At 65.0% G+C, this 26,886-nt stretch carries 25 protein-coding genes; 10 read left to right on the forward strand and 15 right to left on the reverse strand.

The window, feature by feature from the left end:
* Window positions 1–272 precede the first annotated feature (272 nt).
* Both alaC and HBH1_RS17905 read left to right on the forward strand, forming a co-directional pair.
* Window positions 273–1,556: an alanine transaminase gene (gene alaC / locus HBH1_RS17900; protein ID WP_102663829.1), complete on the forward strand. Its 1,284-nt coding sequence runs from the start codon at window positions 273–275 to the stop codon at window positions 1,554–1,556.
* 118 nt (window positions 1,557–1,674) lie between these two features.
* Complete coding sequence (locus HBH1_RS17905) at window positions 1,675–2,118, forward strand: YXWGXW repeat-containing protein (RefSeq protein ID WP_102663830.1); 444 nt, start codon at window positions 1,675–1,677, stop codon at window positions 2,116–2,118.
* Window positions 2,119–2,214: 96 nt separating this feature from the next.
* Here the strand turns inward: HBH1_RS17905 and HBH1_RS25255 are convergent, their stop codons facing one another.
* From HBH1_RS25255 to HBH1_RS17930, 6 genes are all read right to left on the reverse strand, one after another.
* Entirely contained in the window at window positions 2,215–2,370 is a 156-nt protein-coding gene (locus HBH1_RS25255; RefSeq protein WP_166757930.1) for a hypothetical protein, read from the reverse strand.
* Window positions 2,371–2,433: 63 nt separating this feature from the next.
* Entirely contained in the window at window positions 2,434–3,519 is a 1,086-nt protein-coding gene (locus HBH1_RS17910; protein ID WP_233207650.1) for a CE1 family esterase, read from the reverse strand.
* Between the two features lie 132 nt (window positions 3,520–3,651).
* Window positions 3,652–4,359, reverse strand: a complete 708-nt coding sequence (locus tag HBH1_RS17915) for a glutathione S-transferase N-terminal domain-containing protein (RefSeq protein WP_102663831.1) — start codon at window positions 4,357–4,359, stop codon at window positions 3,652–3,654.
* Between the two features lie 10 nt (window positions 4,360–4,369).
* Window positions 4,370–7,471, reverse strand: coding sequence for a bifunctional diguanylate cyclase/phosphodiesterase (locus HBH1_RS17920; protein ID WP_102663832.1), 3,102 nt, complete (start codon window positions 7,469–7,471; stop codon window positions 4,370–4,372).
* Window positions 7,468–8,247 (reverse strand): substrate-binding periplasmic protein, encoded by a 780-nt coding sequence (locus HBH1_RS17925; protein ID WP_199181617.1) that lies wholly within the window; start codon window positions 8,245–8,247, stop codon window positions 7,468–7,470. Before HBH1_RS17925 ends, HBH1_RS17920 begins: the two co-directional genes overlap by 4 nt.
* 411 nt (window positions 8,248–8,658) lie before the next feature.
* A complete protein-coding gene (locus tag HBH1_RS17930; protein ID WP_102663852.1) occupies window positions 8,659–9,441 on the reverse strand; it encodes an SDR family NAD(P)-dependent oxidoreductase in 783 nt (260 codons plus the stop codon).
* A gap of 142 nt (window positions 9,442–9,583) precedes the next feature.
* Between HBH1_RS17930 and HBH1_RS17935 the strand changes: the two genes are divergently transcribed.
* Entirely contained in the window at window positions 9,584–10,507 is a 924-nt protein-coding gene (locus tag HBH1_RS17935) for a LysR family transcriptional regulator (protein WP_077238102.1), read from the forward strand.
* Between the two features lie 36 nt (window positions 10,508–10,543).
* Here the strand turns inward: HBH1_RS17935 and HBH1_RS17940 are convergent, their stop codons facing one another.
* Together HBH1_RS17940 and HBH1_RS17945 are read right to left on the reverse strand one after the other, a co-directional pair.
* The gene (locus tag HBH1_RS17940) at window positions 10,544–11,434 is read right to left on the reverse strand and encodes a PhzF family phenazine biosynthesis protein (RefSeq protein ID WP_102663833.1); all 891 of its coding nucleotides are present in this window, start codon (window positions 11,432–11,434) and stop codon (window positions 10,544–10,546) included.
* Between the two features lie 69 nt (window positions 11,435–11,503).
* Window positions 11,504–12,424: a GGDEF domain-containing protein gene (locus HBH1_RS17945; RefSeq protein ID WP_006463890.1), complete on the reverse strand. Its 921-nt coding sequence runs from the start codon at window positions 12,422–12,424 to the stop codon at window positions 11,504–11,506.
* A 633-nt stretch (window positions 12,425–13,057) separates the two neighbouring features.
* On the opposite strand from HBH1_RS17945, the gene HBH1_RS17950 reads away from it, so the two are divergent.
* The 3 genes from HBH1_RS17950 (at window position 13,058) to HBH1_RS17960 (ending at window position 18,691) form a co-directional block, all read left to right on the forward strand.
* Complete coding sequence (locus tag HBH1_RS17950) at window positions 13,058–16,600, forward strand: indolepyruvate ferredoxin oxidoreductase family protein (protein ID WP_102663834.1); 3,543 nt, start codon at window positions 13,058–13,060, stop codon at window positions 16,598–16,600.
* Between the two features lie 129 nt (window positions 16,601–16,729).
* Window positions 16,730–17,890: an acyl-CoA dehydrogenase family protein gene (locus HBH1_RS17955; protein ID WP_102663835.1), complete on the forward strand. Its 1,161-nt coding sequence runs from the start codon at window positions 16,730–16,732 to the stop codon at window positions 17,888–17,890.
* 18 nt (window positions 17,891–17,908) lie between these two features.
* Window positions 17,909–18,691 carry an enoyl-CoA hydratase gene (locus HBH1_RS17960; protein WP_102663836.1) on the forward strand — a complete coding sequence of 261 codons (783 nt, stop codon included), beginning with the start codon at window positions 17,909–17,911 and terminating at the stop codon, window positions 18,689–18,691.
* A gap of 110 nt (window positions 18,692–18,801) precedes the next feature.
* Here the strand turns inward: HBH1_RS17960 and HBH1_RS25130 are convergent, their stop codons facing one another.
* Window positions 18,802–18,945: a hypothetical protein gene (locus HBH1_RS25130; RefSeq protein ID WP_158243305.1), complete on the reverse strand. Its 144-nt coding sequence runs from the start codon at window positions 18,943–18,945 to the stop codon at window positions 18,802–18,804.
* Here HBH1_RS25130 and HBH1_RS17965 point away from each other — a divergent pair.
* The 3 genes from HBH1_RS17965 (at window position 18,937) to HBH1_RS17975 (ending at window position 20,443) form a co-directional block, all read left to right on the forward strand.
* On the forward strand, window positions 18,937–19,401 hold the full coding sequence (locus HBH1_RS17965) for a histidine phosphatase family protein (RefSeq protein ID WP_158243306.1): 465 nt from the start codon (window positions 18,937–18,939) through the stop codon (window positions 19,399–19,401). The two genes, HBH1_RS25130 and HBH1_RS17965, sit on opposite strands and share 9 nt — an antisense overlap.
* Before the next feature lie 85 nt (window positions 19,402–19,486).
* Complete coding sequence (locus HBH1_RS17970; protein WP_102663838.1) at window positions 19,487–19,900, forward strand: GNAT family N-acetyltransferase; 414 nt, start codon at window positions 19,487–19,489, stop codon at window positions 19,898–19,900.
* Between the two features lie 54 nt (window positions 19,901–19,954).
* The gene (locus HBH1_RS17975; protein ID WP_102663839.1) at window positions 19,955–20,443 is read left to right on the forward strand and encodes a GNAT family N-acetyltransferase; all 489 of its coding nucleotides are present in this window, start codon (window positions 19,955–19,957) and stop codon (window positions 20,441–20,443) included.
* Window positions 20,444–20,447: 4 nt separating this feature from the next.
* Here HBH1_RS17975 and HBH1_RS17980 read toward each other — a convergent pair whose 3' ends face one another.
* The 3 genes from HBH1_RS17980 to zigA form a co-directional block, all read right to left on the reverse strand.
* Entirely contained in the window at window positions 20,448–21,413 is a 966-nt protein-coding gene (locus HBH1_RS17980) for a M14 family metallopeptidase (protein ID WP_102663853.1), read from the reverse strand.
* Window positions 21,414–21,505: 92 nt separating this feature from the next.
* Window positions 21,506–22,426: a GTP cyclohydrolase FolE2 gene (gene folE2, locus HBH1_RS17985; protein WP_102663840.1), complete on the reverse strand. Its 921-nt coding sequence runs from the start codon at window positions 22,424–22,426 to the stop codon at window positions 21,506–21,508.
* A 13-nt stretch (window positions 22,427–22,439) separates the two neighbouring features.
* Window positions 22,440–23,654, reverse strand: coding sequence for a zinc metallochaperone GTPase ZigA (zigA, locus tag HBH1_RS17990; protein ID WP_102663841.1), 1,215 nt, complete (start codon window positions 23,652–23,654; stop codon window positions 22,440–22,442).
* Window positions 23,655–23,893: 239 nt separating this feature from the next.
* On the opposite strand from zigA, the gene HBH1_RS17995 reads away from it, so the two are divergent.
* On the forward strand, window positions 23,894–24,118 hold the full coding sequence (locus HBH1_RS17995) for a hypothetical protein (protein WP_006463880.1): 225 nt from the start codon (window positions 23,894–23,896) through the stop codon (window positions 24,116–24,118).
* A 162-nt stretch (window positions 24,119–24,280) separates the two neighbouring features.
* Here HBH1_RS17995 and HBH1_RS18000 read toward each other — a convergent pair whose 3' ends face one another.
* From HBH1_RS18000 to HBH1_RS18010, 3 genes are read right to left on the reverse strand one after another with little or no spacing between them, the layout of a single operon-like run.
* Window positions 24,281–25,114 (reverse strand): metallophosphoesterase family protein, encoded by an 834-nt coding sequence (locus tag HBH1_RS18000; protein WP_102663842.1) that lies wholly within the window; start codon window positions 25,112–25,114, stop codon window positions 24,281–24,283.
* Window positions 25,114–26,127, reverse strand: a complete 1,014-nt coding sequence (locus HBH1_RS18005; protein WP_102663843.1) for a diacylglycerol/lipid kinase family protein — start codon at window positions 26,125–26,127, stop codon at window positions 25,114–25,116. The genes HBH1_RS18000 and HBH1_RS18005 overlap by 1 nt, the downstream gene beginning before the upstream one ends.
* 24 nt (window positions 26,128–26,151) lie before the next feature.
* The gene (locus HBH1_RS18010) at window positions 26,152–26,883 is read right to left on the reverse strand and encodes a phosphatase PAP2 family protein (protein WP_199181619.1); all 732 of its coding nucleotides are present in this window, start codon (window positions 26,881–26,883) and stop codon (window positions 26,152–26,154) included.
* Window positions 26,884–26,886: the final 3 nt, after the last annotated feature.

Below are 26,886 nucleotides of genomic sequence, written 5' to 3' on the forward strand. Positions count from 1 at the left end.
TGACCGTTCGTACTGAGTAGGCCCGTCAGGGCCGTATCGAAGGCGCTCATGAGGCGCTCATGAGGTGCTGCCGTCACGCCGCCTTCGATACGCGGCTGCGCCGCTACTCAGTCCGCTCAGTCCGAACCGATGGTGAGGGAGGAATGTACAAAATGTCTTGCGATCAGTCACATCCCGGCTTGTGCATATGAAGGTTCGCGCATAGAATCATTCGCGGAACATGTGTTCCAACGTCGCTCGGACGGTTCCGGGCGCTTACGTGAAAGTCTTCCATGACGCAATCCGCCGATTCGCGCGATTCCTCGCGCTCGCCTGACGCTTCTTCTTCTTCTTCCTCTTCCTCCGTTTCTGCTGCACCCGCCGACGCCTTCCCGGTCAGCTTCCCGCGCATCGAGCGCCTGCCGCCCTACGTCTTCAACATCACCGCCGAACTGAAGATGGCCGCGCGCCGGCGTGGCGAAGACATCATCGACATGTCCATGGGCAACCCCGATGGCCCAACGCCACCGCACATCGTCGAGAAGCTGGTGGAGGTGGCGCAGCGCCCCGACACGCATGGCTATTCGTCCTCCAAGGGCATCCCACGTCTGCGCCGCGCCATCGCGCATTGGTATCGCAGCCGCTACGAGGTGGACTTCGATCCCGACAGCGAGGCCATCGTCACCATCGGTTCCAAGGAAGGCCTGGCGCACCTGATGCTGGCCACGCTGGACAAGGGCGATACCGTGCTGGTACCCAATCCCAGCTATCCCATCCACATCTACGGTGCGGTCATTGCCGGCGCCAATATCCGCTCCGTGCGCATGAGCCCGGGCGTGGACTTCTTCGACGAGCTCGAACGCGCGGTGCGCGAGAGCTACCCCAAGCCGAAGATGATGATCCTGGGCTTCCCCTCCAACCCGACCGCGCAGTGCGTGGAGCTGGAATTCTTCGAACGGGTGGTCAAGCTGGCACGGGAACACCAGATCCTGGTGGTGCATGACCTGGCCTATGCCGACATCACCTTCGATGGCTGGAAAGCGCCGTCCATCATGCAGGTGCCGGGTGCGCGCGAGGTCGCGGTGGAGTTCTTCACCCTCTCCAAGAGCTACAACATGGCCGGCTGGCGGATCGGCTTCATGGTCGGCAATGCCCGCCTGGTGGCGGCCCTGGCGCGCATCAAGAGCTATCACGACTACGGCAGCTTCACGCCGGTACAGGTGGCGGCCATTGCCGCGCTGGAGGGCGACCAGGCTTGCGTGGAGGAAATTCGCGCCAACTACGAAAAGCGCCGCAACGTGCTGGTCAAGGGCCTGCACGAGGCCGGCTGGATGGTTGATGTACCCAAGGCCTCGATGTACATCTGGGCGCGCATTCCGGAACCCTACCGCCAGTTCGGCTCGCTGGAGTTCTCGCGCATCCTCCTGGAGCAGGCCAAGGTCTGCGTCTCGCCCGGTATCGGCTTCGGCGAATATGGTGATGAGTACGTGCGCTTCGCCCTGATCGAGAACGAATCCCGCATCCGCCAGGCCATTCGCGGCATCAAGACCATGTTCAAGAACGCCAAGGGGGCGTGATACAGGTCTGAAGTCGAGGCTAAAGTCGTGGCCACGGTCGAGGCCATAGCCGGGCGGCGCCGGAACTGCGCCGCCTGGCCGAGGTCTTAGCTGAACCTTCAGTTTTTTGATAATTAATATGATTAAAAAAACAATATTCGCCACCCTGTTCGCGCTTGCAGCCTCCGCTGCCGTCCTGCCGGTGGCACAGGCCCAGGTGTCGGTCAACATCAACATCGGCGCGCCGCCGCCACCGCGGGCCGAACCGTTGCCGCCGCCGCGTCATGGCTATGTGTGGGCACCGGGTTTCTGGGACTGGGACGGGCATCGTCATGTGTGGCGTCAGGGCCATTGGATGCGTGAACGGCCCGGGTATGTCTATGCCGCTCCGGTCTGGCATCAAGGGCCGCGTGGCTGGGAACTGCAGCGCGGCGGCTGGCGCGGTGGGCCGCCACCGGGTCGGGGGCCGCGTGATCATGACCGCCATGACCGTCATGACCGCCATGACGATCGTGGTCCCGGTGGTGGACCTGGCCACGGACCGGGCTGTCCGCCGGGGCATGCGCGCAAGGGTGAGTGCTGATCCAGCCGCAGGAACGGCTGAGACCGGTCAAGCCAAGAAAAATCGGCCGCGACGTGAAGGCGTCGCGGCCGATTTTTTATGGAACAGGCAACGGCCTCAGGTCTTGTCCATCAAGGCCGAGATGGCGAAGGACACGATGCCGGCCGTGATGCAGATCACAGCCAGTCGGTAGTGGGGAATGAGCTTGCCGACGAAGGGCAGCAGGAAGTAAAGGACGATGGCGATCAGGATGCTGGTCAGGAGTCTTTTCATTGTCATGGCGATGAGGGTTGAACGCTGCCGCTATGATAGTGCGATTTGGCCGTCGTGGTGACGTCAGCGCGCTGCCGGGCCACTCGCCGGGGGCGTCGCCGCCGGTAGCTTGGGCGCGGCGTTGGCAGGCGCATTGACCACCGGTTTGAGCGGTGTCGCGCCCGGCGGCAGCTGGTCGTCCTCGTCGTCGTTCTTGGGGCCTCCGCCATGGGCATTGAAGAAGCTGATCACAGTGCGCGAGGTATCCAGGTTCTGCGAGGACTTGCCGCCATTGATGATGGGCACCACGCCGCCCGGCCAGGCATGGCCGCCGCCCTTGACCTCATACAGCACTACGGCCTGCGGATCGGTCTTGCTGGCATAGGTGTATTGGCGGATGGTGGTGCCGTCGCCGGCGGTATCGGGGATGTCGTTGACGGTCGGGCGCGGATTGGCGCCGTCGGCCTTGATGAAGGCTTCGATGCTGCGTGCCACCGACAGGCGCGGCACCTGCGAGACTTCCTGCTTGCCCATGCCACCCAGGAAGGGAATGAAGGGGTCGTCGCTGCCGTGGATGTGCAGCACAGGCATGGGCGCCTTGACGGTCTCGGGCGGCACGTCCAGTACCGCGCTGACCACGGCCACCGCCTTGAACAGTTCGGGCGCTTCGGCCGCCATGCGATAGGCCATCATGCCCCCATTGGACACGCCCACCAGATAGACGCGCTGGCGGTCGACCAGACCATCGGCCACCAGCTTGCCGACCAGGGCGCGCAGGAAGGCCACGTCATCGACCTTGTGCATCTGCGCATAGCCGCAGCAGCCGCCCGAATTCCAGGTGCGGGCGTCGATGGCCAGACCGGTACCGTTGGGATAGACGATCATGTAACCGGCGGCCTCGGCAATCTCGGTCAGGCCGGTGGCGCGCGCCATCAGCGAGCCGCTGGAGCCGCTGGCATGCAGGGCGATGATCAGCGGTTGCGCTTCGCCGACGACGTTGCGTTCGGAAAAATAGGCGCGCGCCAGATTGCCCACGCGCAGGGTCTTGAGGGAGAGATCAACCGCCTGGCCGGGCAGGGCTGTCAGCAGGGACAGGCCGCACACGGCCGCCAGCACGGCGCGCTGCAGTGCGCGCGAGGGACGGTGGTGTTTCGGGAAGCGAAGCGTCATGGAAGCGTGGGCAGGCAGGGTTGGCCAACAGGATTGGTCAACGATAGTGGGCATTTCCGTGATGGTAATGCCCATGACATACCGACGCAAAGCGATTTACACCCTGCGCCGGCAGCCAACCTGCCCGCCGGCTCAGCCGCGGGCCGGGATGTTCAGTCCGCGCACCACGGCCGGACGCGCCACGAAGGCTTCCAGCGCGCGCGCCACGTTCGGGAAATCCTTGAAACCGACCAGCTCGGCCGCTTCGTAGAAACCGATCAGGTTGCGAATCCAGGGGAAGGTGGCGATGTCGGCGATGGAATATTCGTCGCCGGCCAGCCACTGATGCTGCGCCAGCTGCTTGTCCATGACGCCCAGCAGGCGCCTGGATTCGTTGACGTAGCGGTCGCGTGGACGCTTGTCTTCATATTCCTTGCCGGCGAAGCGATGGAAGAAGCCCAACTGGCCGAACATCGGACCGACCCCGCCCATCTGGAACATCACCCACTGGATCACCTGGTAGCGCGCGGCGGCATCCTGCGGCAGGAACTTGCCGCTCTTCTCGGCCAGGTACAGCAGGATGGCGCCGGATTCGAACAGCGGCAGCGGCTTGCCGCCCGGGCCGTCGGGATCGATGATGGCCGGAATCTTGTTGTTCGGGTTCAGCGACAGGAAGGCCGGCGACATCTGGTCATTGGTCTCGAAGCTCACCAGATGGGCTTCATAGGGCAGGCCGGTTTCTTCCAGCATGATCGACACCTTCACGCCATTGGGCGTGGGCAGCGAGTACAGCTGGATGCGTTCGGGATGTTGCGCCGGCCATTTCTGGTCGATGGGGAAGGCAGACAAGGCATTGCTCATGAAAGGGCTCCTAGGCGGCGGAAATATGCGGTTCGCGGTCCTGGGCGAATTTCTCGAAGGCCTCCACCGTCACCGGCCGGCAGAAGAAATACCCCTGATAGGCATGGCACCCGGCATCGGCCAGGAAGGAGCGCTGGGCGTCGGTTTCCACGCCCTCGGCGATGACGCCCAGGCCCAGGCTCTGGGCCAGGTTGACGATGGTCTTGGCAATCGAGGCGTCGTTGGGATCGATCAGGACATCGCGTACGAAAGACTGGTCGATTTTAAGCTGATTCAGCGGCAGCCGCTTGAGGTAGGACAGCGAGGAGTAGCCGGTGCCGAAATCGTCCAGCGAAAACTCCACGCCATAAGCCTTGAGGGCGAACATCTTCTGGATGATGTCTTCGACGTTGTCCACCAGCAGGCTTTCGGTGAGCTCCAGTTTCAGGCGACGCGGATTGGCGCCGGTGCGTTCGATAGTGTCCAGTACCTTCTGCACGAAATCGGGTTCGCGCAATTGCGGCGCACTGACGTTGACGGCGATGGAGAGCTCGGCCATGGCCGGGCGCTTGGCCCAGGTGGCCAGTTGCTTGCAGGCAGTCTCCAGCACCCAGTTGCCCAGGGAGAGGATCAGTCCGGTCTCCTCGGCCAGCGGGATGAAGTCGCCCGGCGGCACCATGCCACGCTGTGGATGCTGCCAGCGCACCAGCACTTCGGCGCCGGTCACGCGCCCACCTTCGACCACCTGCGGCTGGTAGTGCAACAGCAGCTGGTCGCCCTCGATGGCCTTGCGCAGGCCGGCTTCCAGGGTGGCGCGCTCCAGCACGGCGGTCTGCATCGCCGGATCGAAGAAACGCAGCGCATTGCGGCCGGTCTCCTTGGCCTTGTACATGGCCAGGTCGGCCTGCTTCATCAGTTCATCCACCGAGGCCGCGCGGCCCAGGAAGACGGTGGCGCCGATGCTGGCGGTGGCGCGGTATTCGACATCGTCCAGCTGGAAGGTCGAGCCCAGCGCCGCCAGGATCTTCTCGCCGATGGCACGGGTCTGGGTGGCGGCTTCCTGCTGCAGTTCGTTGAGACCTTCCAGCACCACCACGAACTCATCGCCGCCCACGCGCGCCACGGTATCGTTTTCGCGCACGTTGGCCACCAGCCGCTGGGCTACCTGCTTGAGCAGGGTGTCGCCTTTTTCATGGCCGACGGTGTCGTTCAAGGTCTTGAAGTGGTCCAGATCGATGAACAGCAGCGCGCCGCAGGTGCGGGTGCGCAGCGACAGGGCGATGGCCTGCTTCAGGCGATCCAGCAGCAGGGTGCGGTTGGGCAGGCGGGTCAGGGCGTCGAAGAAGGCCAGTTCGCGGATGCGCTCCTCGGCCAGCTTGCGATCGCTGATGTCGTGATGGGTGCTGACGTAATGGGTGACCTGGTTGTCCCGGTTCTTGACCGCCGAGATGGTCAGCCATTCGGGATAGACCTCGCCGTTCTTGCGGCGGTCCCAGATTTCGCCCTGCCATTTGCCGAAGCGCTGGATGCTCTCGCGCATTTCCTGGAAGAAGGCCGGGCCGTGACGGTCCGAGCGCAGCAGGTTGGGATGCTTGCCGACGATTTCCTCGGCGGTATAGCCGGTGATTTCGGTGAAGGCCTTGTTCACGCGCAGGATCTTGCTGTTGGCATCGGTGATGAGCATGCCTTCGCGTGAATCGAAGGCCACCGCCGAGATGCGCAGTTCGGCTTCGATCTGCTTGCGATCGGTGATGTCGCGGCTGCTGGTCCGAAAGCCCGTGAAGTTGCCCTGCGAATCGGTGATCGCCGCCGATGACAGGGCCAGCCAGAACACCGTGCCATCCTTGCGCACGCAACGGAACTCGACATCCTCGCGCTTCTGGCCGTCCATGCAGCGTGCCAGTTCGGCGCGGATGCGGCGTTCGTCATCGGGGTGCACGATGCAGCCGATGAAGTCCGGCATGGCCAGGCATTCCTCGACGCTGTAGCCGGTGTAGTCGCGCACGGCATGGTTGATCCAGCGCGGGCGGCCATCCAGACCCCACCAGACTTCCCAGTTGACGGTGCAGTCGGCAATGGCACGGAACTGTTCTTCGCTGGCGCGCAGCTCGGCCGTCATCTTCTGCGCCAGCCGCACCGCGCGCACCCGGCTGGACATCATCAGCCAGGCCAGCAGCGCCAGGGTGACGCTCATGCCGATGCCGGTGGCGGCGATCAGGGGTTCGGCGTTGCGGCCGAACTGGGCGGTGAAGGCGTCGGTGGTGTGCATCGACAGCGTCCAGTTGTGATTGGCCACCACCAGGTATTCGTCGGCCTGCAGGCGGGCCGGCAACTGTTGGCCGGCGACCGTGGAGCGGTACATCAGCGCTGCGGGCTCCTGGGTCACGCCGTCGTACAGCGAAAAGCCGATGGTGCGGGTGTTTTCGCCGTAGAGGCTGGCGATCACGTCGCTCATGCGGAAGACCGCATGCACCCAGCCGATCAGACTGGCGCGACGTTGTTCGATGGTGCCTTGCGGTTTGCCGCGCTCATACAGCGGCAGGTACATCATGAAGGCCGGCATCGCCGGTCCTTCCTGGGCCAGTTCCAGCTTGCCGGAGATGGTCGCCATGCCGGAGTCGCGTGCCTTCTCCATGGCCGTGCGCCGCACCGGATCGGACCACTGGTCGTTGCCGAAGGCAAAGCGATTGCGGCCCACGTAGGGCTCGCGCAGGACCGTGGGGGCATAGCCGTCGCGGGTACCGGGCGGGCGTATCCTGTAGTCGGCCACGCCCTGGCGCGCCATGCGCGCCAGATGGGCGTCCAGCCCGGCGGCGGGGACCCATTCCTCGATCGAGATGACCTGGATGCCGGAGAAATTGGCGTCCAGGTTCAGGGCCTCCACGTAATCGCGGAACTGGTTGCGGTCGATGTTGCCGGTAGCACCCACCAGGCCCTGCACGCCGTGCAGCATCTGTTCGTAGGAGGCCATGCGCTGCTCGATGCGACTGACCGTCTCGCGCAGCACGGAGGAGAACTGGGTATGCAGTTCCTTGCTGGCGGCTTCGCGCTCGTGGTCCCAGGCGGTCCAGGTCACGCCCAGTCCCGTCACCAGGATCAACAGCGGGAGCGGGAGCAGGCGCAGCCAGTTCACGGCTTGCTCTGGAACTGGACCATGGCAGCTGCCAGTTCCGGGTTGAAGTATTTCTTGAAGATGCGCAGCACCGTGCCATCGGCCAGCATGCCATCGACCAGGGCGCGCCATTTATCCTGTTCGGAGGGCGTGAGCGCCTTCTTCGACATGATCAGGCCATGCGGGACCGAGGGATCCTCGAAGCTGATGATGGCGGTGGCATCGCGGATGCGTTTTTCTTCCACCACCGGATAATCGAAGGGCTCCATGATCATGCCCTGGATGCGGTTCTGCAGCAGCGCCTCGTAGAGTGGCTCCAGGCCGCCGGCAAGCGAGACGCGATTGGCCGCAGTGAGCCGGTCGACCATGCGGTTGGCATTGGTGCTGTAGCGAAAGCTGCGGATCACGCCCAGCTGGAAGTTTTCGCTGCGGGCCACGTCGGCCAGCTGCGTGATGCCCGCATCCTTGCGCACCAGCAGGTAGTACTTGTTGCTGAAGTACCAGGCGAAAGCCGCGTACTGGTCGCGCTCCGGGTTGGTGATGCCGGAGAGGCTGAAGTCCAGCGCGCCCGATTCGATCAGCTGCCAGATGCGTGCGCGCGACATCAGGCTGACATTGACCTTGCAGCCACTGCGGCGGATCAGTTCGTCGGCGAAATCCTTGTCGATGCCGGTATCGGTGGCGGCCGAGTAGAGCAGGCCATGGTCATGCAGGGCCAGGGTGTAGGGACGCGAACAATCCGGTCCGGTGGGGCTGGCGGCGAGGCTGGCGGTACCGGGGGTAAGGAGTGCGGTCATGAGCGCTGCCGCGCCTGCACAGACCGCTACTGCGCGTTTGCCAAAGATGTGACCGAAAATACCGCCCCCTGTTTGTACTCCACCACGCGGACGTGTCAGCCGTGACCTGGCGGTTCGCCGCCTTGCCTGCTGGTCGCCCTCCCTGAAACGTCGCGCTGTGGCGACGCTATCCATCTGTTTGTTATGTTTCCAGGCCCCGACGGGCCGTGGCGTGATCACCGGCGCCTGCAGTCAAAACGACATGGCGCTGCAGGGCTGGTGGCTCACCAGATGACGGGGGATGTTACCCGAGCACATTCCAATGCGCAACACAATGCGAAACACAGGACGGCCGGCTTTGCAATTGGCTCTTGGGAAGGGGAATCGGCCCGGGAAAACGGACGCGACGCCGGGCCGGCGTCGCGTCCGCCATCAGATGAACATGCCGCCGGAAACTTCCACCCGTTGGGCATTGATCCAGCCATTGTCCGGGCGCAGCAGCGAGGCAATGGCCGCGCCGATGTCGTCCGGCAGACCGACGCGTCCCAGCGCGGTCTGGCCGGCCACGAAGGCGTTGAGCTCGGCGTTGTCACGCACCCGGCCACCGCCGAAGTCGGTCTCGATGGCGCCCGGCGCGACGGTGTTGACGGCGATGCCGCGCGCACCGAATTCCTTGGCCATGTAGCGCGTCATCACCTCGACGCCGCCCTTCATGGCCGCATAGGCGGCATAGCCGGGCAGGGAGAAGCGTGCCAGGCCACTGGAGATGTTGATGATGCGGCCACCCTGGGCCAGCAGCGGCAGCAGCGCCTGGGTCAGGAAGAACACGCCTTTGAGGTGGACCTTGAAGAGTTCGTCGAAGACCGCCTCGGTGGTCTCTTCGATGCTGGCATGCATGCCCATGCCGCCGTTGTTGACCAGGTAGCTGAAGTGCTGGACCTGCCAGTGCTGCTGGAGTGCGCTCTTCACCGATGCGGCAAAGGCCGGGAAGCTGGTGCTGTCGGCCAGGTCCAGCCGCAGCGCCACGGCCTTGCCGCCGAGCGCTTCGATCTCGGTCACCGTGGCCTGGGCGGCGTCACGGTTGCCGACGTAGGTGAGGATGATGCCCACGCCTTCGCGGGCCAGGTGCAGGGCGGCATTCTTGCCCAGACCACGGCTGCCGCCGGTGATGACGGCGATGCGCGCCGGAGTGCTGGAAGTGGTGATGTTGCTCATGTCGGGCTCCTTGGTGGGAAAAGTCGGGGTGGTCGGGGTGATTTGCTGCATCACGGAGCCCAGTATATTGAGAAGGTTTTTGCTAATAAATTTCTGATTTACTATTAGACTTTTCAATATTTGATAATAATCCAGGTGCGACATGAACCAGATGGACACCCTCAAGATCTTCCAGCGCGTGGCCGAGCTGGCCAGCTTCAGCGGTGCGGCGCGCCAGCTGGGCCTGCCCAATGCCAGCGTGTCGCTGGCCATCCAGCAACTGGAGCAGATGCTGGGCACGCGGCTGCTCCAGCGCACCACGCGGCGCGTGCAGCTCACGCCCGACGGCGAGTCCTTCTACCGGCGCAGCAAGGAGTTGCTGGATGAATTCGAATCGCTGCGGGGGATGTTCCGTGCCGGCGGCCAGCCGCTGACCGGCAAGCTGCGGGTGGACATGTCCAGTGCCATGGCTCGCGAGGTGGTGTTGCCGGCGCTGCCGTCCTTCCTGGCACAGCATCCGCAACTGGAGATCGAGCTGTCGGCCAGCGACCGCCGGGTCGACCTGGTGGCCGAGGGTTTCGATTGCGTGCTGCGCACCGGTACCCTGGACGATTCCTCGCTGGTGGCGCGCTGCATCGGTCATCTGGTGCAGATCAATTGCGCCAGCGCCGCCTATCTCAAGCGCCACGGCGTGCCGCGCACGCTGGAAGACCTGGCGCAGCACCAGCTGGTGCATTACCGCCAGGTGCTGGGGGGGCGTTCACCCGGCTGGGAATGGTTCGACGGCCGCCAGACGCATACCCTGCCCATGGCCGGCAGCGTCACCGTCAACAGCACCGAGACCTACTATGCCGCCTGTCAGGCCGGGCTGGGCCTGATCCAGTTGCCGCTGGTGGGTGCGGCCAAGCGCAAGATGCTCGATGGCGGCAAGCTGGTCGAGGTATTGCCGCAATACCGGCCCGCACCGATGCCGGTGAACCTGATGTATGCCAGCCGCCGCCATGTGCCGGCGCGGCTGGCGGAGTTCATGGACTGGCTGCATGCGCTGATCTTCCCGCTCACGCAGGAGGGTGGCCTGACCCGCTGAGCCGAGCTGCTGAGCGCTGCGGGCTTGCCTGCGCTATCAGGCCAGCATGGTCTGGCCGACCGGATCGATGGTGACCGTACCCCGCCCGATCTCGATGACCCGGCCACCGACCTGGATCGCGCCATCGGCGGCAACGTCCAGGTACAGCCGCGAAGGACGATCCACTGCCGCGCCCTGGTCGATGGCGAAGTGTGCCGGCAGCGCATGGCCGGTGGCGCTGAGCCAGCCGCCCAGGTTGGCGCAGGCCGAGCCGGTGCCCGGATCTTCGGCCACGCCGCCCCCTTGCTTGGTAAAGAAATAGCGCGCCAGCACCTGGCCAGGCTGTGTCGCGTCGAAGGCAAAGACGTAGGCGGTCTTGCGTCCCAGGCTGCTGACTGGCCAGCGTTGCAGCTGCGCGCTGTCGGGCTGGGCGCGGCGCACCGCCTCGGGCGAGACCAGCGGGATCAGGAACTGGTCGGCCCCGGTATCGACCCAGATCGGATCGCCGGCCAGGTCGCTTTCGTCCAGTGCCAGCAGCGCGGCCACCTCGGCCCGCGACAAGGGGGAGGGTGCTGTCTTCGGCCCGCCGGGGCAGGGCGCGGTAAAGGTCCAGACATCGCCTTGCGCGCGCACCGGCACCACGCCGGCCTTGAATTCCAGTGTCAGGGCGTCGCCCTTGCCGAGCAGCGCGCGCACCACCTGGGCCGTTCCCAATGTGGGATGGCCGGCGAAGGGCATTTCATAGCCGGTGGTGAAGATGCGCACGCGGGCATCGGCCACCGTCGAGGGCAGGATGAATGTGGTTTCGGAAAGGTTGAACTGCAGTGCCAGCGCCAGCATGGTGGCGTCATCCAGGCCACGTGCATCTTCGAACACGCACAGGGGATTGCCGCCGAAGGTCGATTCGGCGAAGACGTTAAGCAGTCGGTAGGCGTAGGTGGCGGGCATGGAGGTCTCGCGGCAGGGTGGTCAGGCCGCCGATTGTAGCGACGGCCCCAGCCACGAGACAGGTACAGTTCACTCGTCGACGGCGATACAGTTACGGCCCAACTGTTTGGCGCGGTACAGGCGACGGTCGGCCAGTTCCAGGAACTCGATGCGCTGGTCCATGGGCGAGGGCACGATGGTAGCGACGCCCTGGGAGATGGTGACAGTCTCGGCGACCTGCGAGCTGGCATGCGGGATGGCCGCATCGATGATCAGGTTGCGGCAGCGCTGGGCCACCTGCAGGGCGGCCTTTTCGTCGCATTCGGGCAGGATCAGCACGAACTCCTCGCCGCCATAGCGGGCGAAGAAATCGCGACTGCGGGTGGCGGTCTCGCTGAGGATGCGCGCCACCTGCTTCAGGCATTCGTCGCCGCGGATGTGGCCGTAGCGGTCGTTGTACTGCTTGAAGTAATCGATGTCGAGCATGATCAGCGACAGCGGCGCGCGTGAGCTCACCGCATTGGCCCATTCCACTTCCAGCGCCGAATCGAACATGCGGCGGTTGGCCACATTGGTCAGGCCGTCGCGATAGGACAGCGCCTCCAGTTCCTTCTGCAGTTCGATCAGGCGGGCCTCGGTCTTCTTGCGCTCGGTGATGTCGAACATGAAGCCGATCAGCGCATTGGGGCTGCCGTCTTCATTGCGCACCACGTGCACCACGTCGCGGATCCAGATGTGTTCGCCATCGCGGGTCAGGGCACGGTAATCGGCTTCGTGATCGGCGCCGGCCTTGGATTGCGAGATGCAGAAGTTGACCACCGCCTCGCGGTCTTCGGCGTGGATGCGCATGGCCCAGTCGTCGGCGCTCTTCCAGCTCTCCGGCGCCCAGCCCAGCAACTGTTCGATCTGCGGGCCGATGTAGGTGAACTGCATGCTGCTCCAGTCGATCTTCCACGGAATCGCCTTGGTCGATTCCAGCAAGGTCTTGTAGACCGTGCTATCGGGTTCCATTTGTTCTTGTGTGGGATGGGTCATGGCGAGTCGTGGCTGTCCAATGCAATCTTGTGGTCGGGAAATTTTCACGGGCGCTGATCGCTGCGCACTTGCCGTGCGGCAAGCAGGAAGCGTTCCAGTGCGCACCCGTCGGCGCCGGTGGGCGCTTTCGCGCGCAAGCATAACGCGTCTTGCCGCATCTTTCCATTCGGCAGCAAAAAATGCATGCACCCCGGTCTGTACCTGGCCGGTCTGCGCAGGCATGAAGGCAGGCACGAATGCGGCACCCTGCGCCCCCATCCCAGGGGTATCGTTTTTCCTTATACCCCTATCCTCATTCGGTATTTCCGCTTCCTGCGGGCCTGCGGATAGACTTCAGTCACAGCAGTTTTCGAGACGGAGATTGTTGTGTTGACCGCTACCACGGTCGAAGTGTCTGGCAGTGATGCACCGTACCCGGCGCAGTAATGGCAGACGCTATCTGAATCAAAATTTTGGAGACAAGCAATGCAGATCCGTTCGGCAGCTGAGCCTGCCGCAGCGACCGTGCCGACCGTAGAAGGCACTGGCGACTGCGCACAGGCTGCGACCCAAGTGAGCGCTCACTCGCCGGTCCCGCAAGGGAAAACCGGCAACCCCGCGACAGACGGCGTGCACACCGTTGTTGCCACCCCCACCGATGATGTCCCGCTGGCCCCGGTCAGCCTGGACGACAAATACACCGCCACCTCCGGCGCGATCTACCTGTCCGGCATCCAGGCCCTGGTGCGCCTGCCGCTGCTGCAGCAGATCCGCGACCGCGCCGCCGGGCTCGATACCGCCGGTTTCGTTTCCGGTTATCGCGGCTCGCCCCTGGGCGGGCTGGACGAAGCCCTGTGGCATGCCCAGCCGCACCTGGCCGCGCACCGCGTTAAGTTCCAGCCGGGCGTGAACGAGGACATGGCCGCCACCGCCGTCTGGGGCACGCAACAGGTCAAGCTGATCGGCCCGTCCGACTATGATGGTGTCTACGCCATGTGGTACGGCAAGGGCCCCGGCGTGGACCGCTGCGGCGATGTGTTGAAGCACATGAACCACGCCGGTACCTCCGCCCATGGTGGCGTGCTGCTGGTGGCCGGCGACGACCACGGCGCCTATTCCTCGACGCTGCCGCACCAGTCCGACCACATCTTTTCGGCATCGATGATCCCGATGCTCTATCCCTGCAATGTGCAGGAATACCTGGACCTGGGCCTGCACGGCTGGGCCATGTCGCGCTATTCCGGTTGCGTGGTGGGCTTCAAGGCCCTGGCCGATACGGTCGAATCGAGCGCCTCGGTGGATGCCGATCCCTTCCGCGTGCAGATCAGGCTGCCGGGTGACTTCGTCATGCCCGAGGGCGGCCTCAATGCGCGTCTGTCGACCGACACGCTGGGCGTGCAGGCGCGCAAGCAGGAAGCGCTGATGCAGGACTACAAGATCTATGCCGCCCTGGCCTACGCCCGCGCTAACCGTCTCAACCGCGTGATGATCGATAGCCCCCGTGCGCGGCTGGGTATCATTGCCTCAGGCAAGTCCTATCTGGACGTGCTGGAAGCGCTGTCCGAACTGGGCATCGACGAAACCTTCGCCGCCGAGATCGGCCTGCGTCTGTTCAAGGTCTCCATGCCCTGGCCGCTGGAGCCGGACGGTGTGCGCGAGTTCGCGCAAGGGCTGGATGAAATCCTGGTGGTGGAAGAAAAGCGCCAGATGGTCGAGTACCAGTTGAAGGAACAGCTCTACAACTGGCGCGACGATGTCCGTCCACGGGTGATCGGTAAGTTCGACGAGAAGGGCGAGTGGGTCGCGCCTCGCGGTGAATGGCTGCTGACCTCCAAGGCCGATTTTTCGGTGGCGCAGATCGCCCGCGTGATCGCGGCGCGCATTGCGCGCTTCCATACCAGCGACCTGATCAAGGCGCGCCTGGCCTTCCTTGATGCCAAGGATGCGGTGCTATCCAAGGCCGTCAATACCCCGCCGCGCCCGGCCTACTACTGCTCGGGCTGTCCGCACAACACCTCCACCCGGGTGCCGGAAGGCAGCTTCGCGCTGGCTGGCATCGGTTGCCACGTGATGGCCACGGCCATCTATCCCGAATTCAACAAGCTGACCACGCACATGGGTGGCGAGGGCGCGCCGTGGATCGGGCAGGCACCGTTCTCGAAGGTGCCACATGTGTTCGCCAACCTGGGCGATGGCACCTACTTCCATTCCGGTTATCTGGCCATCCGCGCCGCCATCGCGGCCCGGGTCAACATGACCTACAAAATCCTCTATAACGATGCCGTGGCCATGACCGGTGGCCAGCCGGTCGACGGTACGGTATCGGTGCCGATGATCGCGCAGCAGATGGCGGCCGAGGGCGTGCAGCGCATCGCGCTGGTGTCCGAGGACATCGGCCGCTATGCCGACCGTTCCAATCTGCCGGCCGCCGTGACCGTACACGACCGCAAGGAGATGGATGCCGTGCAGCGCGAACTGCGCGAAGTCGCCGGCGTGAGCGTCATCATCTATGACCAGACCTGCGCGGCTGAGAAACGTCGGCGCCGCAAGAAGGGCGAATACCCCGATCCCAATGAACGGCTCTTCATCAATTCCGCCGTCTGCGAAGGCTGCGGTGATTGTGGCGTGCAATCCAATTGCACCTCCCTGCTGCCGCTGGAAACCGACCTGGGTCGCAAGCGTGTCATCGACCAGTCGTCCTGCAACAAGGATTACTCCTGCGTGAAGGGCTTCTGTCCCAGCTTCGTCACGGTCACCGGTGGCAAGCTCAAGAAGTCACGCACCGGCGTGACGAAGAAGGACGCGGCCGACGATTTCGGCGAGTTGCCGCAGCCGGTCCTGCCTTCCTGCGAGACGCCGTTCAACATCCTCATCAATGGCATTGGCGGTACCGGCGTGATCACCATCGGCGCCCTGATGGGCATGGCCGCGCACCTGGAAGGCAAGGGCGCCTCGGTGCTGGACATGACGGGCATGTCGCAAAAGAACGGCTCGGTCACCTCGCACGTGCGCATTGCCGCGCGGCGCGATGCCATCCGCGCCCAGCGCATCGCCACCGGCGAAGCCGATCTGGTGCTGGGGTGCGACATGCTGACGGCCGGCGCTTTCGACGCCATCTCCAAGATGCGCCCGGGCCGTACGCGTGCCGTGGTCAACCTGCACCAGCAACCGCCGGGGCAGTTTGCCCGCAACCCGGACTGGCAGTTCCCCTTCGAGGAGGTCAAGGCCCTGATCGTCGAGTCGGTCGGCCAGCAGGCCGATTTCATCGATGCCACCCGCCTGGCCACGGCGCTCATGGGAGACTCCATCGCCACCAACCTGTTCATGCTGGGCTATGCCTGGCAACGCGGCGAACTGCCGCTGAGCGAAGCCTCGCTGCTACGCGCCATCGAACTCAATGGCGTGGCCGTGCAGGCCAACCAGACGGCCTTCCGCTGGGGCCGCCGGGCTGCGGTCGACCTGCTGAAGGTGGAGCGCATTGCCGTGCCGGCGCAGCCGGTGGTGCTGCAGATGCCGCAGTCGCTGGACCAGTTGATCAAGCGTCGCGTGGCCCTGCTCACCGACTACCAGGACGCCGGCTACGCCGGCCAGTATGCCGAGGTGGTGGAAGCCGTGCGTGCGGCCGAGGCGCCGCTGGGCAGCGAAAAACTGAGCATGGCAGTGGCCCGCAATCTGTCCCGGCTGATGGCCTACAAGGACGAGTACGAGGTGGCGCGGCTCTATACCGACGGCCAGTTCCAGAAGGAACTGGCGCAGCAGTTCGAGGGCGACTTCACGCTCAGTTTCAACCTGGCGCCGCCCATCCTGGCCCGCAAGGACGGGCAGGGGCATCTGCAGAAGGCGCGCTACGGCAGCTGGATGATGCAGGCCTTCAAGTTGCTGGCGCGCATGAAGGGCCTGCGCGGTGGCATGTTGGATGTGTTCGGCCGCACCGAGGAACGCCGGATGGAGCGCGCCCTGATCGCCGAGTATCGTACGCTGGTGCTGGGCCTGTTGCCGCGGCTGACGGCCGATAATCTGGCACTGGCCATCGAGCTGGCGCAGCTGCCGGAGCAGGTGCGCGGCTTCGGTCATGTCAAGCTCAAGGCAGTGGAAGCCATGCGGGTGCGCCAGGCCAGCCTGCTGGCCGCCTTTGCCAACGATGGCAAGGCCGCGCTGGAGGCGGCGGCCTGAGCGTCGCAGCCGGGGGCGGCACTGTCGCGCCGGTGACAACTGCCCGGCACGATTTCCATTAAGCTAAGTGCCACTGGCGGCATGCCCCGCGCCCGCATGGCTAGGAAAAACAACGAACAGGAGACAGGCATGGATTTTGAACTCAATCAGGACCAGTTGGCCTTCCAGCAAAGCGCACGCGACTTTGCGGCAGGCGAGATGGCGCCCTTTGCGGCCAAGTGGGACGAGGAAGCCCATTTCCCGCTGGACGTGATCGCCAAGGCCGGCGAACTGGGTTTCTGCGGACTCTATACGCCCGAGGCCGATGGCGGCCTGGGCCTGACCCGGCTGGATGCCACCGTGGTCTTCGAGGAACTGGCGCGGGCCTGTACCTCCACCGCCGCCTATCTCACCATCCACAACATGGTCAGCTGGATGGTGGCCACCTGGGGCCAGGCTTCGCTGAAGGAGCAATGGTGCGAGCAACTGGCGGCCGGTCAGAAGATCGGTTCCTATTGCCTGACCGAGCCCGGTTCCGGGTCGGATGCGGCCTCGCTCAAGACCACCGCGCGCCGGGTCGACGACTTCTACCTCATCAATGGTTCCAAGGCCTTCATCTCGGGGGCTGGCAGTACCGACCTGCTGGTGGTGATGGCACGCACCGGCGGGCCCGGCGCACGCGGGGTGTCGGCCATCGTGGTGCCGGGTGATACCCCCGGCATCAGCTACGGCAAGAAGGAAAGCAAGATGGGCTGGAACAGCCAGCCCACCCGCACCATCAGCTTCGACAACGTCAAGGTCCCGGTGGACCACCTGCTGGGCGCGGAGGGCGAGGGCTTCGTGTTCGCCATGAAGGGGCTGGACGGTGGCCGCATCAACATCGCCACCTGCTCGGTGGGCGCGGCCCAGGGAGCACTGGATGCGGCCCATGCCTACATGAAGGAACGCAAGCAGTTCGGCCGCCCCATCGCCGATTTCCAGGCCCTGCAATTCAAGCTGGCCGACATGCAGACCGAGCTGGTGGCGGCACGCCAGATGGTGCGCCTGGCGGCCACCAAGCTGGACGCCGGTTCGCCCGAGGCCACCACCTATTGCGCCATGGCCAAGCGATTGGCGACCGACCTCGGTTTCCGCATCTGCAACGAGGCGCTGCAATTGCATGGCGGCTATGGCTATATCCGCGAATACCCGCTGGAGCGCTATTTCCGCGACGTCCGGGTGCACCAGATCCTGGAAGGCACCAATGAAATCATGCGGGTCATCATTTCGCGCAAGCTGCTGGAACGCGACAACCTGGACGATATCCGCTGACCCGACACAAGGACAAGCATGCGCACCTACACCAACCTGAAACTGGACATCACCGGCCACACCGCGGTACTGACGCTGTCCAATCCCCCCGCCAACACCTGGACCCGCGAGGCCCTGGCCGACCTGACGCAACTGGTCCGGGACCTCAATGCCGACCGCAACGTCTACACCCTGGTGGTCACCGGCGAGGGTGAGAAATTCTTTTCCGCCGGCGCCGACCTGAAGCTCTTCGCCGATGGTGACAAGGCCATGGCGCGCGAGATGGCGCGTCGCTTCGGCGAAGCCTTCGAGACCCTGTCCGCCTTCCGTGGCGTCTCGATTGCCGCCATCAACGGCTACGCCATGGGCGGCGGCCTGGAGTGCGCGCTGGCCTGCGATATCCGCATTGCCGAGGAACAGGCGCAGATGGCCTTGCCGGAAGCTGCAGTGGGCCTCTTGCCCTGCGCCGGTGGCACGCAGAACCTGCCCTGGCTGGTCGGTGAGGGCTGGGCCAAACGCATGATCCTGTGCGGCGAGCGCATCAATGCGGAGACCGCGCTGCGCATCGGCCTGGTGGAAGAAGTGGTCCCCAAGGGCCAGGCCCGCGAGCGCGCACTGGCGCTGGCCCTGCAGGCGGAAAAGCAGAGCCCGTCCTCGGTCGCGGCCAGCAAACAACTGATCCAGGGAGCGCGCCACAATCCGCTGGGCAGCATCCTGCAGACCGAGCGCGAACTCTTCGTCGATCTGTTCGATACCCAGGACCAGCGCGAGGGCGTCCAGGCCTTCCTCGACAAGCGCAGCCCGCAATGGAAGAACGCCTGAGGTTTTCTGCACCATGACCTGCTTTTGACGCCGCAAACGCGCTCCCCGCGCGGGCGCGGCGTCGGCATTCCGGACTAGACTGAAGGTCCACGAACTTGTGCTGCAGACCTTCAACCATGACCGGATTGCTGTACCGAGGCCTCATCGCTTCCTTCGCCTGCTTTCTTTTCCTGGCTGCCCTTGCTACGCCCGCAAGGGCTGATGACCTCGGCCAGCGCCTGGCTGCTGCCGATCAGGTGCTCATCATGCGGCATGCCCGTGCCCCCGGCATCGGCGACCCGGCGGGATTCTCGCTGGAGGACTGCGGTACGCAACGCAACCTCAACGAAGAAGGACGGGCGCAGGCACGCAAGATCGGAGCCTGGCTGCGCGAGCAGGGCGTGCGCAGCGCGGTGGTGGCGGCCAGTCCCTGGTGCCGTGCCCGGGAGACGGCCAGCCTGCTGGGCTTCGGGACACCGCTGGTGGAAGATAGCCTGGCCTCGTTCTTCAGTGATCAGGCTGGCCGCGCCGACAGCGCCAACGAACGTCTGCAGGCCTACCTGCGCAGCGCTCTGCCGGCCAAGCAGGGTCGGGCGCTGATCCTGGTGACGCATGACGTGAACATTGCCCGCTGGACCGGCGCCAGCGTGGCTTCCGGCGAGATGGTGCTGGTCAGGGTGGATGCCACCGGCAAGCCGGTGGCGCAGCAGGTCTATCAGCGCCCGGACTGAAGCGGCGCCGGGCAGGCCAGGGTGCCGCATGCCGTCCGGCATTTTGTGTTAACGTGGGCGGCTTCGACTGCCAGCGAGCCCGCGCATGCCCATCGTCTACCGTACCGACGTCCGCCTCACGGTGGATCAGTTCATCGATATCCTCTCCCGCACTTCGCTGGGACCCCGCCGCCCGCTCGACGACCGTGACTGCATGCAGGCCATGGTCGAGCATGCCAACCTGATCGCCACCGCCTGGGATGGCGAACTGATCGTCGGCGTGGCACGTGGCGTGACCGATTTCGCCTATGCCTGCTACCTGTCGGAGCTGGCCGTGGACGAGCAATACCAGCGCCAGGGCATCGGCAAGGAATTGATCCGTCATGCCCGCAGCCTGCTGGGGCCGCGCTGCCGTCTGCGCCTGCTGGCCGCGCCCGATGCCGCCGACTACTACGGCCATATCGGCTTCGCTCACAGCCCGCGCTGCTGGGAGCTCACGCCGGGTCACGAACTCACGTAATCCGCTCTACACCGCAAGCCTATCCCCCTCATCCATTCTTTTCGTCTGCACCCCATGATCCAGATTCAAGCTTTCTCGCCCGACCATGCCAGTGGCGTGGTGGACGTCATCCTGCCGATCCAGCAAGAGGAGTTCGGCATCCCCATCACCCTGGAAGGCCAGCCCGACCTGAAGGACATCCCCGGCTTCTACCAGAAGGGCAAGGGCAATTTCTGGGTGGCGCTGGAGGCAGGGAAGGTGGTCGGTACCATCTCCCTGCTGGACATCGGCAATGATCAGGTGGCGCTGCGCAAGATGTTCGTGGCGGCCAGCCATCGCGGCAAGGAGCACGGCACGGCCGCCCGCTTGTTGCAGGGCGCGGTGGACTGGGCCAGGCAGCAGGGCGTGCGCCAGATCTTCCTGGGTACCACCGCCAAATTCCTGGCGGCGCATCGTTTCTATGAGAAGAACGGCTTCCGCCAGGTCGAGCAGGCCGAACTGCCGCCGGCCTTCCCGGTGATGGTGGTCGATACCCGCTTCTACGCGCTGGATTGCGCGGCCTGAAGCCTTACAGGCTGCGCGGGCTGTCCACGCCCAGATAGAACCACTCGTTGCCCGGCAGGGCGCGTGGGTTGGGGAAGACGATGTAGCCGTCTTCCGGTGCGGTGACCGGGCGGCCGTCGTGGCGATGGCCGATCACTTCACCGGCACGCAGCCGGTCGAAGCTGGCCCATTCGCGGACAAAGCGATCATCGGGATGGGCCATGTCGATCACATCGACCAGGCGGATGATCTGGATGTCGTCCGCCGGCGGCTGCAGGGGGCGATCGATCATGCCGTGCAAGCTCAGTGTCTGCAGGATGGCCTGATAGGCGACCTCGGGGGCCTGGGGATCATCATGCTGGCCGCATTCCAGCGTGACGCCGTACAGGCCGTGACTGCGCGCATATTCGGTGGTGCCCACGCCGTATTGCCGGTCCAGCAGATCCGGTGACACCGCATGGCCTTGCTGGCGGCGGCGTTCCACGCCACGCACGTAGGCCGTCATCCATCCTTCCACCACCCGCTTGCAGCCCAGGTGCGCCACCATGCGCTGCTCGGCCGCCGCATGGGCGAAAGGTTCGACCGCATCCTGGTTGTCCAGCGGACCCAGCATGGCGAAGGGAACGCCGCCGGTGTGGAAGGAGTGCAGGTCCAGTAGCACCTCATGTTCATCGATCCAGGGGCACAGCACATTGCAGAGCCGGTCCTCGAAGTTGGCCGGGGCCGGATGCGGGCGCAGGTTGCGGTTGAGGTTGCGTTCGCCCTGGCGCTGGTGCTTCTGGTAGGCCAGCGGATTGGTGACCGGCACCAGTGTCAGCAGGCCGCGTTGCAGACGCAGCTGGCCGCTGTCGAGTTGCTCGCGCAGGCGGGCGATGGCCTGCGTGCCGCAGGTTTCGTTGCCGTGCACGGCACCCAGCACCAGCAGGCGAGGACCGGGTTCGAGAGCGGCGTACTGGTGACGTTGCAGGAAGGAAGGGACGTGGTCGGACATCATGGAAATCTTTTACGCAGGAGCGGCAACGATACCCCGCTTTCGCTCATCGTGCCAGGCGGCGGCCCGGGGGCGGCCGCCACCGGTCATCATCAGCGGATCTGCTCGCGCCAGCCGGGGCTGGCGGTGGCGGCCACGGCATCATGCGCATGCAGGCTTTCGTAGTGACTGACCCGCACCGCGCAGCTGCCGAAGGCCGCTTCCAGTGCCTGCCGCAGGCGCCGCGCCGCATCTTCCACATACATCAGGTTGGCGCCGTTGGCCAATGCAAAGGCTTGCTCATCGGCACGTCGCACGGCCGTCTGCACGGCGGTGCCCAGTGCCGCTTCGGCGGTATCGATCAGGGCCAGCAGCGGCAACTCGGCGCTGTCGGGGGCGACGTTGATGCTCAGTTCGGCCTCGCTGCGCTGGCTGTGCGGCGTGGCCAGGCTGGCATGCCGCGCCAGCCAGTCCAGCGCGGCTTCGCGCGGGATGACGGGGCTGGGGGCGAAGTGACTGGCGAAGGCATCCTGCAAGGCCTTGCGCGACAGCGCGGCGGAACAGGGGCAGGTGGAGGAATAGGCCACCCGCACCCGCAGGCTCAGTTGCACCTGCTCGTCATGCAGTTCGGCAGCCAGGCTGGCGGGGTAGCTCTTCCAGCCGGTCAGACCGGGCGTGACCAGCGCCGGGCGTTGCTGCAGCAGGGAAAAATCCAGGCGCAAGGCGGCCCCGCGTGAGTGGCAATCGGCGTGGCTCTCGCGCATCTGGCGCAGCAGGGCGTGGATCAGCGGCGGTGTCAGTGCCGCGCGGGCGGTGAATTGCTCCAGCAGCAGATACAGGCGCGACATGTGGATGCCCTTGGCCTGCGGGTCGGGCAGATCGACCGCCACTTCGGCGGTGGCGGGGATGGGGGCGGCCCCGTCCTGCAGATGCAGGGGCAGGGCGATGCCGCTCATGCCCACCCATTCCAGCGGCAGGGCGATGGTGGCGCGCTGTTCGCGGGCAACGTCGGGCAGGGTGCTGGTGAGGCTCATGGTATCGGCTTCCTCATTCCCAGACCGGGAAAGGGTCGGGCATGCGCGCCCAGCCCAGCGGCCCCTGGGCCATCTCGGTGTCCGACAGCAGGCAGGCTTCCAGCCTGGCGCGCAGGGCATTCTGGTCGAGATCGATGCCGATCAGCACCAGTTCCTGGCGGGCGTCGCCGACGTTCTCATCCCATTGTTCCATGATGAAATCGATGGATTCCTGTTCCTGCGGCCATTTTTCGCGGGGCACTGCGGCCCACCATTTGCCGGCCAGTCCGTGACGGCACACCGCCCCGGCCTGCGACCACGATCCTGCATGGGCCGGTCGCGTGGCCAGCCAGAAGAAACCCTTGGAGCGCACCACGCCCGGCCACTCGCTATTGACCAGGGCGAAGAAACGCTGCGGATGCATCGGTCGGCGCGCGCGCCAGGCAAAGCTGGTGATGCCGTACTGTTCGGTCTCGGGGACGTGCTCGCCGCGCAATTCCTGCAACCAGCCCGGCGCCTGGCTGGCCTGCTCGAAATCGAACAGGCCCGTGTTGAGCACGCGATCCAGCGCCACCTTGCCGAACTCGGCGCTGACGATGCGGGCACGCGGGTTGAGCCGCTGCAGGATGGCGTGCAGGCGTTCCAGGTCGGGCGCCGAGACCAGGTCCAGCTTGTTGAGCACGATCACGTCGCAGAATTCGATCTGCTCGATCAGCAGGTCGACCACGGTGCGGCTGTCTTCCTCGCCCATCGATTCGCCGCGTTCCTGCAGGCTGTCCTGGGAGCTGTAATCCTTGAGGAAGTTGAAGGCATCCACCACCGTGACCATGGTGTCCAGGCGTGCCACGTCGGACAGGCAGGCGCCGTCTTCATCGGTGAAGGTAAAGGTCTCGGCCACCGGCAGTGGTTCTGAAATGCCGGTCGATTCGATCACCAGCTGGTCGAAGCGGCGCTCCCGGGCCAGCTTGCGCACTTCCATCAGCAGGTCTTCGCGCAGGGTGCAGCAGATGCAGCCATTGCTCATCTCGACCAGCTTTTCCTCGGTGCGCGAGAGATCGGCACCGCCGTCGCGCACCAGCGCCGCATCGATGTTCACCTCCGACATGTCGTTGACGATCACCGCCACGCGGCGCCCCTCGCGGTTGTTCAGGATGTGGTTGAGCAGGGTGGTCTTGCCGGCACCGAGGAAGCCGGAAAGCACCGTCACGGGAAGCCGGGTGTCGCGCGGCTGGCGTTGTGTGGTGGTCATGGGAAACGGGATGGAGGAGGTGGAGATGCGGGTCAGGACGGGAACATGTAAATGCAACTGAGTTGCGAATATCTCACAAATGCAACAATGTTGCAAATATAGGTGCGGCCCGTCCATTTCTGTATCGGCCATTCCCACATTCTCATGCCCTGGCGAGATCGGCGGGTCGCCGGCCCGCGCCCTGTGGAGACAGGCCGCTTGTGCTAGCATGGCGCCTCGCAACAAGGAGGTTTCATCACATGTCCCAGATCTTCCCGTACAGGGGAAATGCCGTCATTCCAGAGGTCAAGAAGCTCGATAGCGGTAAATTCATGGCTTGCTTCGTGATTCACGAGGGCAAGGATGGCAGCGGCAAGCTGCGCTACCAGCGCAAGGCGCCCACCAATGAATTCGACTCCGAAGACGAGGCCATTGCCTACATCCTCGATTTCTCCGGCGACTGGATCGACCAAAACCCGATGTGAGTCCGTGCAGGCGCAATTGTCAGGTTTATCAGGTTTGTCAGGTTCCTCAGGCAGCGCCGGTCACGAGCACATGAAAAAAGAGCCGCATGGTTTTCCAGCGGCTCTTTTTTCGTCTGTGCGCTCCGTGTGCCCTGGAGGCTCTGGATTGAATGTGAACAGACTCTAATCCCCCAGTACGCCATCGGCCTTCTGCTCGAACCATTCGTTGCCGCGCTGTACGAAGGTCTGCGTGGCCTCCAGCGCGAAGGAGCGTGCCTCGGGCTGCCAGGCCAGGCGATGCACCACGATCTCGTGCGGCTGCACCTGCAGCACATTGAAGGAATTGCTCTCGCCCCGCCCGCGGGTGGACGTGGCCGTGCCAGCCTGTACCACCAGCGCCGAATAGCCGGGGATGTGGTAGCGCCCGGCGCTGCTGACGGCCGAGCTGGTGTGCACGTGGCCGGCCAGCAGCAGGTCGGCGCCGCACAGGGCGAAGGCGCGCATGGCCGGTACCGCCTGGCCGACCAGACCATGATGCTGCGGCCCCGGCGGCAGGTCGAAGGGATGGTGGGTGACGATGATCTTGACCAGATGGTCGTCCACTGCCGCCAGTTCGCGCCGTGCCAGCTCGATCTGGCGGTCGTTCACGCGCCCGTCCTGGATGGTCAGCGAGCGGGCGGTGTTGATGCCCACTACCGCAATCTCGTCGTCCACGTAGGAGGGCTGCAGGTCCTGGGTGATGTGGCGCTTGTACTTGCGCAGCGGCTGCAGCAGGCGCGCGGCGACATTGAAGAGCGGCACGTCGTGGTTGCCCGGCACCACCAGTTGCGGCTTGGGCAGGGCGTCCAGGAACTGGCGCGCCTCTTTGAACTGGCTGCTGCGGGCGCGCTGGGTGAGGTCGCCCGAGACCACCACCAGATCGGGGCGCAGTTCGTGGATCTGGGCGATCAGCGGTTCGATGATGGCGGTATCGATGCGACCGAAATGCAGGTCCGACAGATGGATGAGGGTACGCATCAGCGGTCCCCCCACAGTTTGTCCAGCATGCCGGCTTCCTTGCCGGCGTCGTCATTTGCTTCCTGCGGCACGATCACCTCCAGCGAGGCGGGGCGGATGCGATAGTGCAGCGGCGTCTGCATCAGGTTGACCTCGCCATCGGTGGCCACGCGCATGCGCTTCTTGTGGGTCTCGATGTGGATCTCGGTGGCGGTCAGCACGTCGAAGTCCTGTGCTGCCTGCAGGCGCCCGAACAGGGCGTGCAGGGCCAGCCGCAGCAGGCCCCAGCGGCCGGTGCGATGGCAGACGTACAGGCTCAGGCGACCGTCGGTGAGGGTGGATCGCTTGCCGATGTCCAGGCCGCTCATCAGGTATTCGTTGTTGCCGATGAAGACGAAGGGCGTGCGCCGCCAGTGTTCCTGGCCATCGATGGACAGGCGTACGCGCAGGAAGGGGTAACGCCGCAGTGCGCCCATGGCCGCCCAGGTAAAGGCCAGCCACTTGCCGCGTCCCAGGCGGGCCTGCTGTTTCTCGCGTTCGCGCACGATGTCCGGATACAGGCCCAGACTGGAATTGTTGATGAAGGGCTGATCATTGACCTCGCCACTGTCGACCCGCAGGCGGCGCCCGGTGGCGATGTTGGCGATGGCCTCTTCCAAGACCAAGGGGATGCCGAGGTCCTTGGCGAAGTGGTTCAGGGTCCCCAGCGGCAGCACGCCCAGCGCACTGCGGCACTGGCCGTCGGCCAGCAGGGTGGATGCGACGGCATTGACGCTGCCGTCGCCGCCGCCGACGGCCACCACCGGGACCTGGTCGCGCACCGCCTGGCGCGCAGCCTGCAGCATGTCTTCGCCGCTGTGCGCCAGGTGCACCACGGCGCGCAGGCCGTGGCGGGCGAATTCATCGGTGATATGGGCGGCCAGCGCTTCGGCGTGGCCGCCACCGGCCTTGGCATTGATGGCGGCCACGACGTCAGGGCGCCCGGTTCCGGTCTTGCTGTCGGGTAAATTCTGGAGGGATTGTTGTTCTGGCATTCGCAACGAGGGGATGTTGGAAAGTCAGTTGGAACGCGACATTGTCCAATAGTGCCGCTGTATCGTGAAAACCGCCGTGGTCCATAGCGCGAACCAGGCCGTACCCAGCAGCATTGCCCCCAGTACATCGCTCAGGAAGTGGGCACCCAGATAGACCCGGCTGAACGCGGTCAGCCCGACCAGCAGCAGTGCCGCGCCCACCACGACCCGCTGTACGCCGGCAGGGCCCAAGCGCAAGCGCGCGCCGAGGGTCGCGAGCAGGGCCGGCTGGTTCAGCAGGTAGGCCGCCAGCACGGCGTAGAGCAGGGTGGCGCCGATGGTGTGTCCGCTGGGGAAGCTGTAGCTGTGCAGCACCAGGATGGGATCCTCGAAGCTGGGCCGCATGCGGGCGAAGACATGCTTGAGCGTGTAGTTGAACAGCATGCCGCCCGGCAACACCAGCGCCAGGTCGGCCACCCAGGCCCATTGCCGGGCCCGCACCATGTGCCGCAGCAGCAGCGCGCCCATCACCAGTACGCCGATGGTGCCGTGCAGGTGGGTGTAGCCCAGCACCAGCTCGGTCAGGGGCGAGAATGCACGCTGGTTGAACCAGTCCGCCAGTTGCTGATCCAGGCGCGTGAGCGCGCCCTTGGTGGCGACTTCATAGGCGATCAGGGCAAACAGCAGTGCGGTGGAGAGCACCGCCATGAGGCCGGTGGTCAGCGGCAGGCCGAGGTGGTGGTCGCGCGCCAGACGGGCGCGCAGGAAGCTTTTCAGGGG

The sequence above is a fragment of the Herbaspirillum sp. BH-1 genome (genome assembly GCF_002870055.1).
Classification (GTDB): domain Bacteria; phylum Pseudomonadota; class Gammaproteobacteria; order Burkholderiales; family Burkholderiaceae_D; genus Herbaspirillum; species Herbaspirillum frisingense.

Coding starts and splice junctions, on each gene's coding strand:
- HBH1_RS17910 (WP_233207650.1), bottom strand. CDS start 3,519: ATGACGCTTCGCTTCCCGAAACACCACCGTCCCTCGCGCGCACTGCAG.
- folE2 (WP_102663840.1), bottom strand. CDS start 22,426: ATGAGCCTCACCAGCACCCTGCCCGACGTTGCCCGCGAACAGCGCGCC.
- HBH1_RS17935 (WP_077238102.1), top strand. CDS start 9,584: ATGAACCAGATGGACACCCTCAAGATCTTCCAGCGCGTGGCCGAGCTG.
- alaC (WP_102663829.1), top strand. CDS start 273: ATGACGCAATCCGCCGATTCGCGCGATTCCTCGCGCTCGCCTGACGCT.
- HBH1_RS17975 (WP_102663839.1), top strand. CDS start 19,955: ATGATCCAGATTCAAGCTTTCTCGCCCGACCATGCCAGTGGCGTGGTG.
- HBH1_RS17905 (WP_102663830.1), top strand. CDS start 1,675: ATGATTAAAAAAACAATATTCGCCACCCTGTTCGCGCTTGCAGCCTCC.
- HBH1_RS17960 (WP_102663836.1), top strand. CDS start 17,909: ATGCGCACCTACACCAACCTGAAACTGGACATCACCGGCCACACCGCG.
- HBH1_RS17915 (WP_102663831.1), bottom strand. CDS start 4,359: ATGAGCAATGCCTTGTCTGCCTTCCCCATCGACCAGAAATGGCCGGCG.
- HBH1_RS17970 (WP_102663838.1), top strand. CDS start 19,487: ATGCCCATCGTCTACCGTACCGACGTCCGCCTCACGGTGGATCAGTTC.
- HBH1_RS17980 (WP_102663853.1), bottom strand. CDS start 21,413: ATGTCCGACCACGTCCCTTCCTTCCTGCAACGTCACCAGTACGCCGCT.
- HBH1_RS17925 (WP_199181617.1), bottom strand. CDS start 8,247: ATGACCGCACTCCTTACCCCCGGTACCGCCAGCCTCGCCGCCAGCCCC.
- HBH1_RS17945 (WP_006463890.1), bottom strand. CDS start 12,424: ATGGAACCCGATAGCACGGTCTACAAGACCTTGCTGGAATCGACCAAG.
- HBH1_RS17965 (WP_158243306.1), top strand. CDS start 18,937: ATGCGGCATGCCCGTGCCCCCGGCATCGGCGACCCGGCGGGATTCTCG.
- HBH1_RS25130 (WP_158243305.1), bottom strand. CDS start 18,945: ATGCCGCATGATGAGCACCTGATCGGCAGCAGCCAGGCGCTGGCCGAG.
- HBH1_RS17955 (WP_102663835.1), top strand. CDS start 16,730: ATGGATTTTGAACTCAATCAGGACCAGTTGGCCTTCCAGCAAAGCGCA.
- HBH1_RS17930 (WP_102663852.1), bottom strand. CDS start 9,441: ATGAGCAACATCACCACTTCCAGCACTCCGGCGCGCATCGCCGTCATC.
- HBH1_RS17995 (WP_006463880.1), top strand. CDS start 23,894: ATGTCCCAGATCTTCCCGTACAGGGGAAATGCCGTCATTCCAGAGGTC.
- HBH1_RS18000 (WP_102663842.1), bottom strand. CDS start 25,114: ATGCGTACCCTCATCCATCTGTCGGACCTGCATTTCGGTCGCATCGAT.
- HBH1_RS25255 (WP_166757930.1), bottom strand. CDS start 2,370: ATGAAAAGACTCCTGACCAGCATCCTGATCGCCATCGTCCTTTACTTC.
- HBH1_RS17940 (WP_102663833.1), bottom strand. CDS start 11,434: ATGCCCGCCACCTACGCCTACCGACTGCTTAACGTCTTCGCCGAATCG.
- zigA (WP_102663841.1), bottom strand. CDS start 23,654: ATGACCACCACACAACGCCAGCCGCGCGACACCCGGCTTCCCGTGACG.
- HBH1_RS18005 (WP_102663843.1), bottom strand. CDS start 26,127: ATGCCAGAACAACAATCCCTCCAGAATTTACCCGACAGCAAGACCGGA.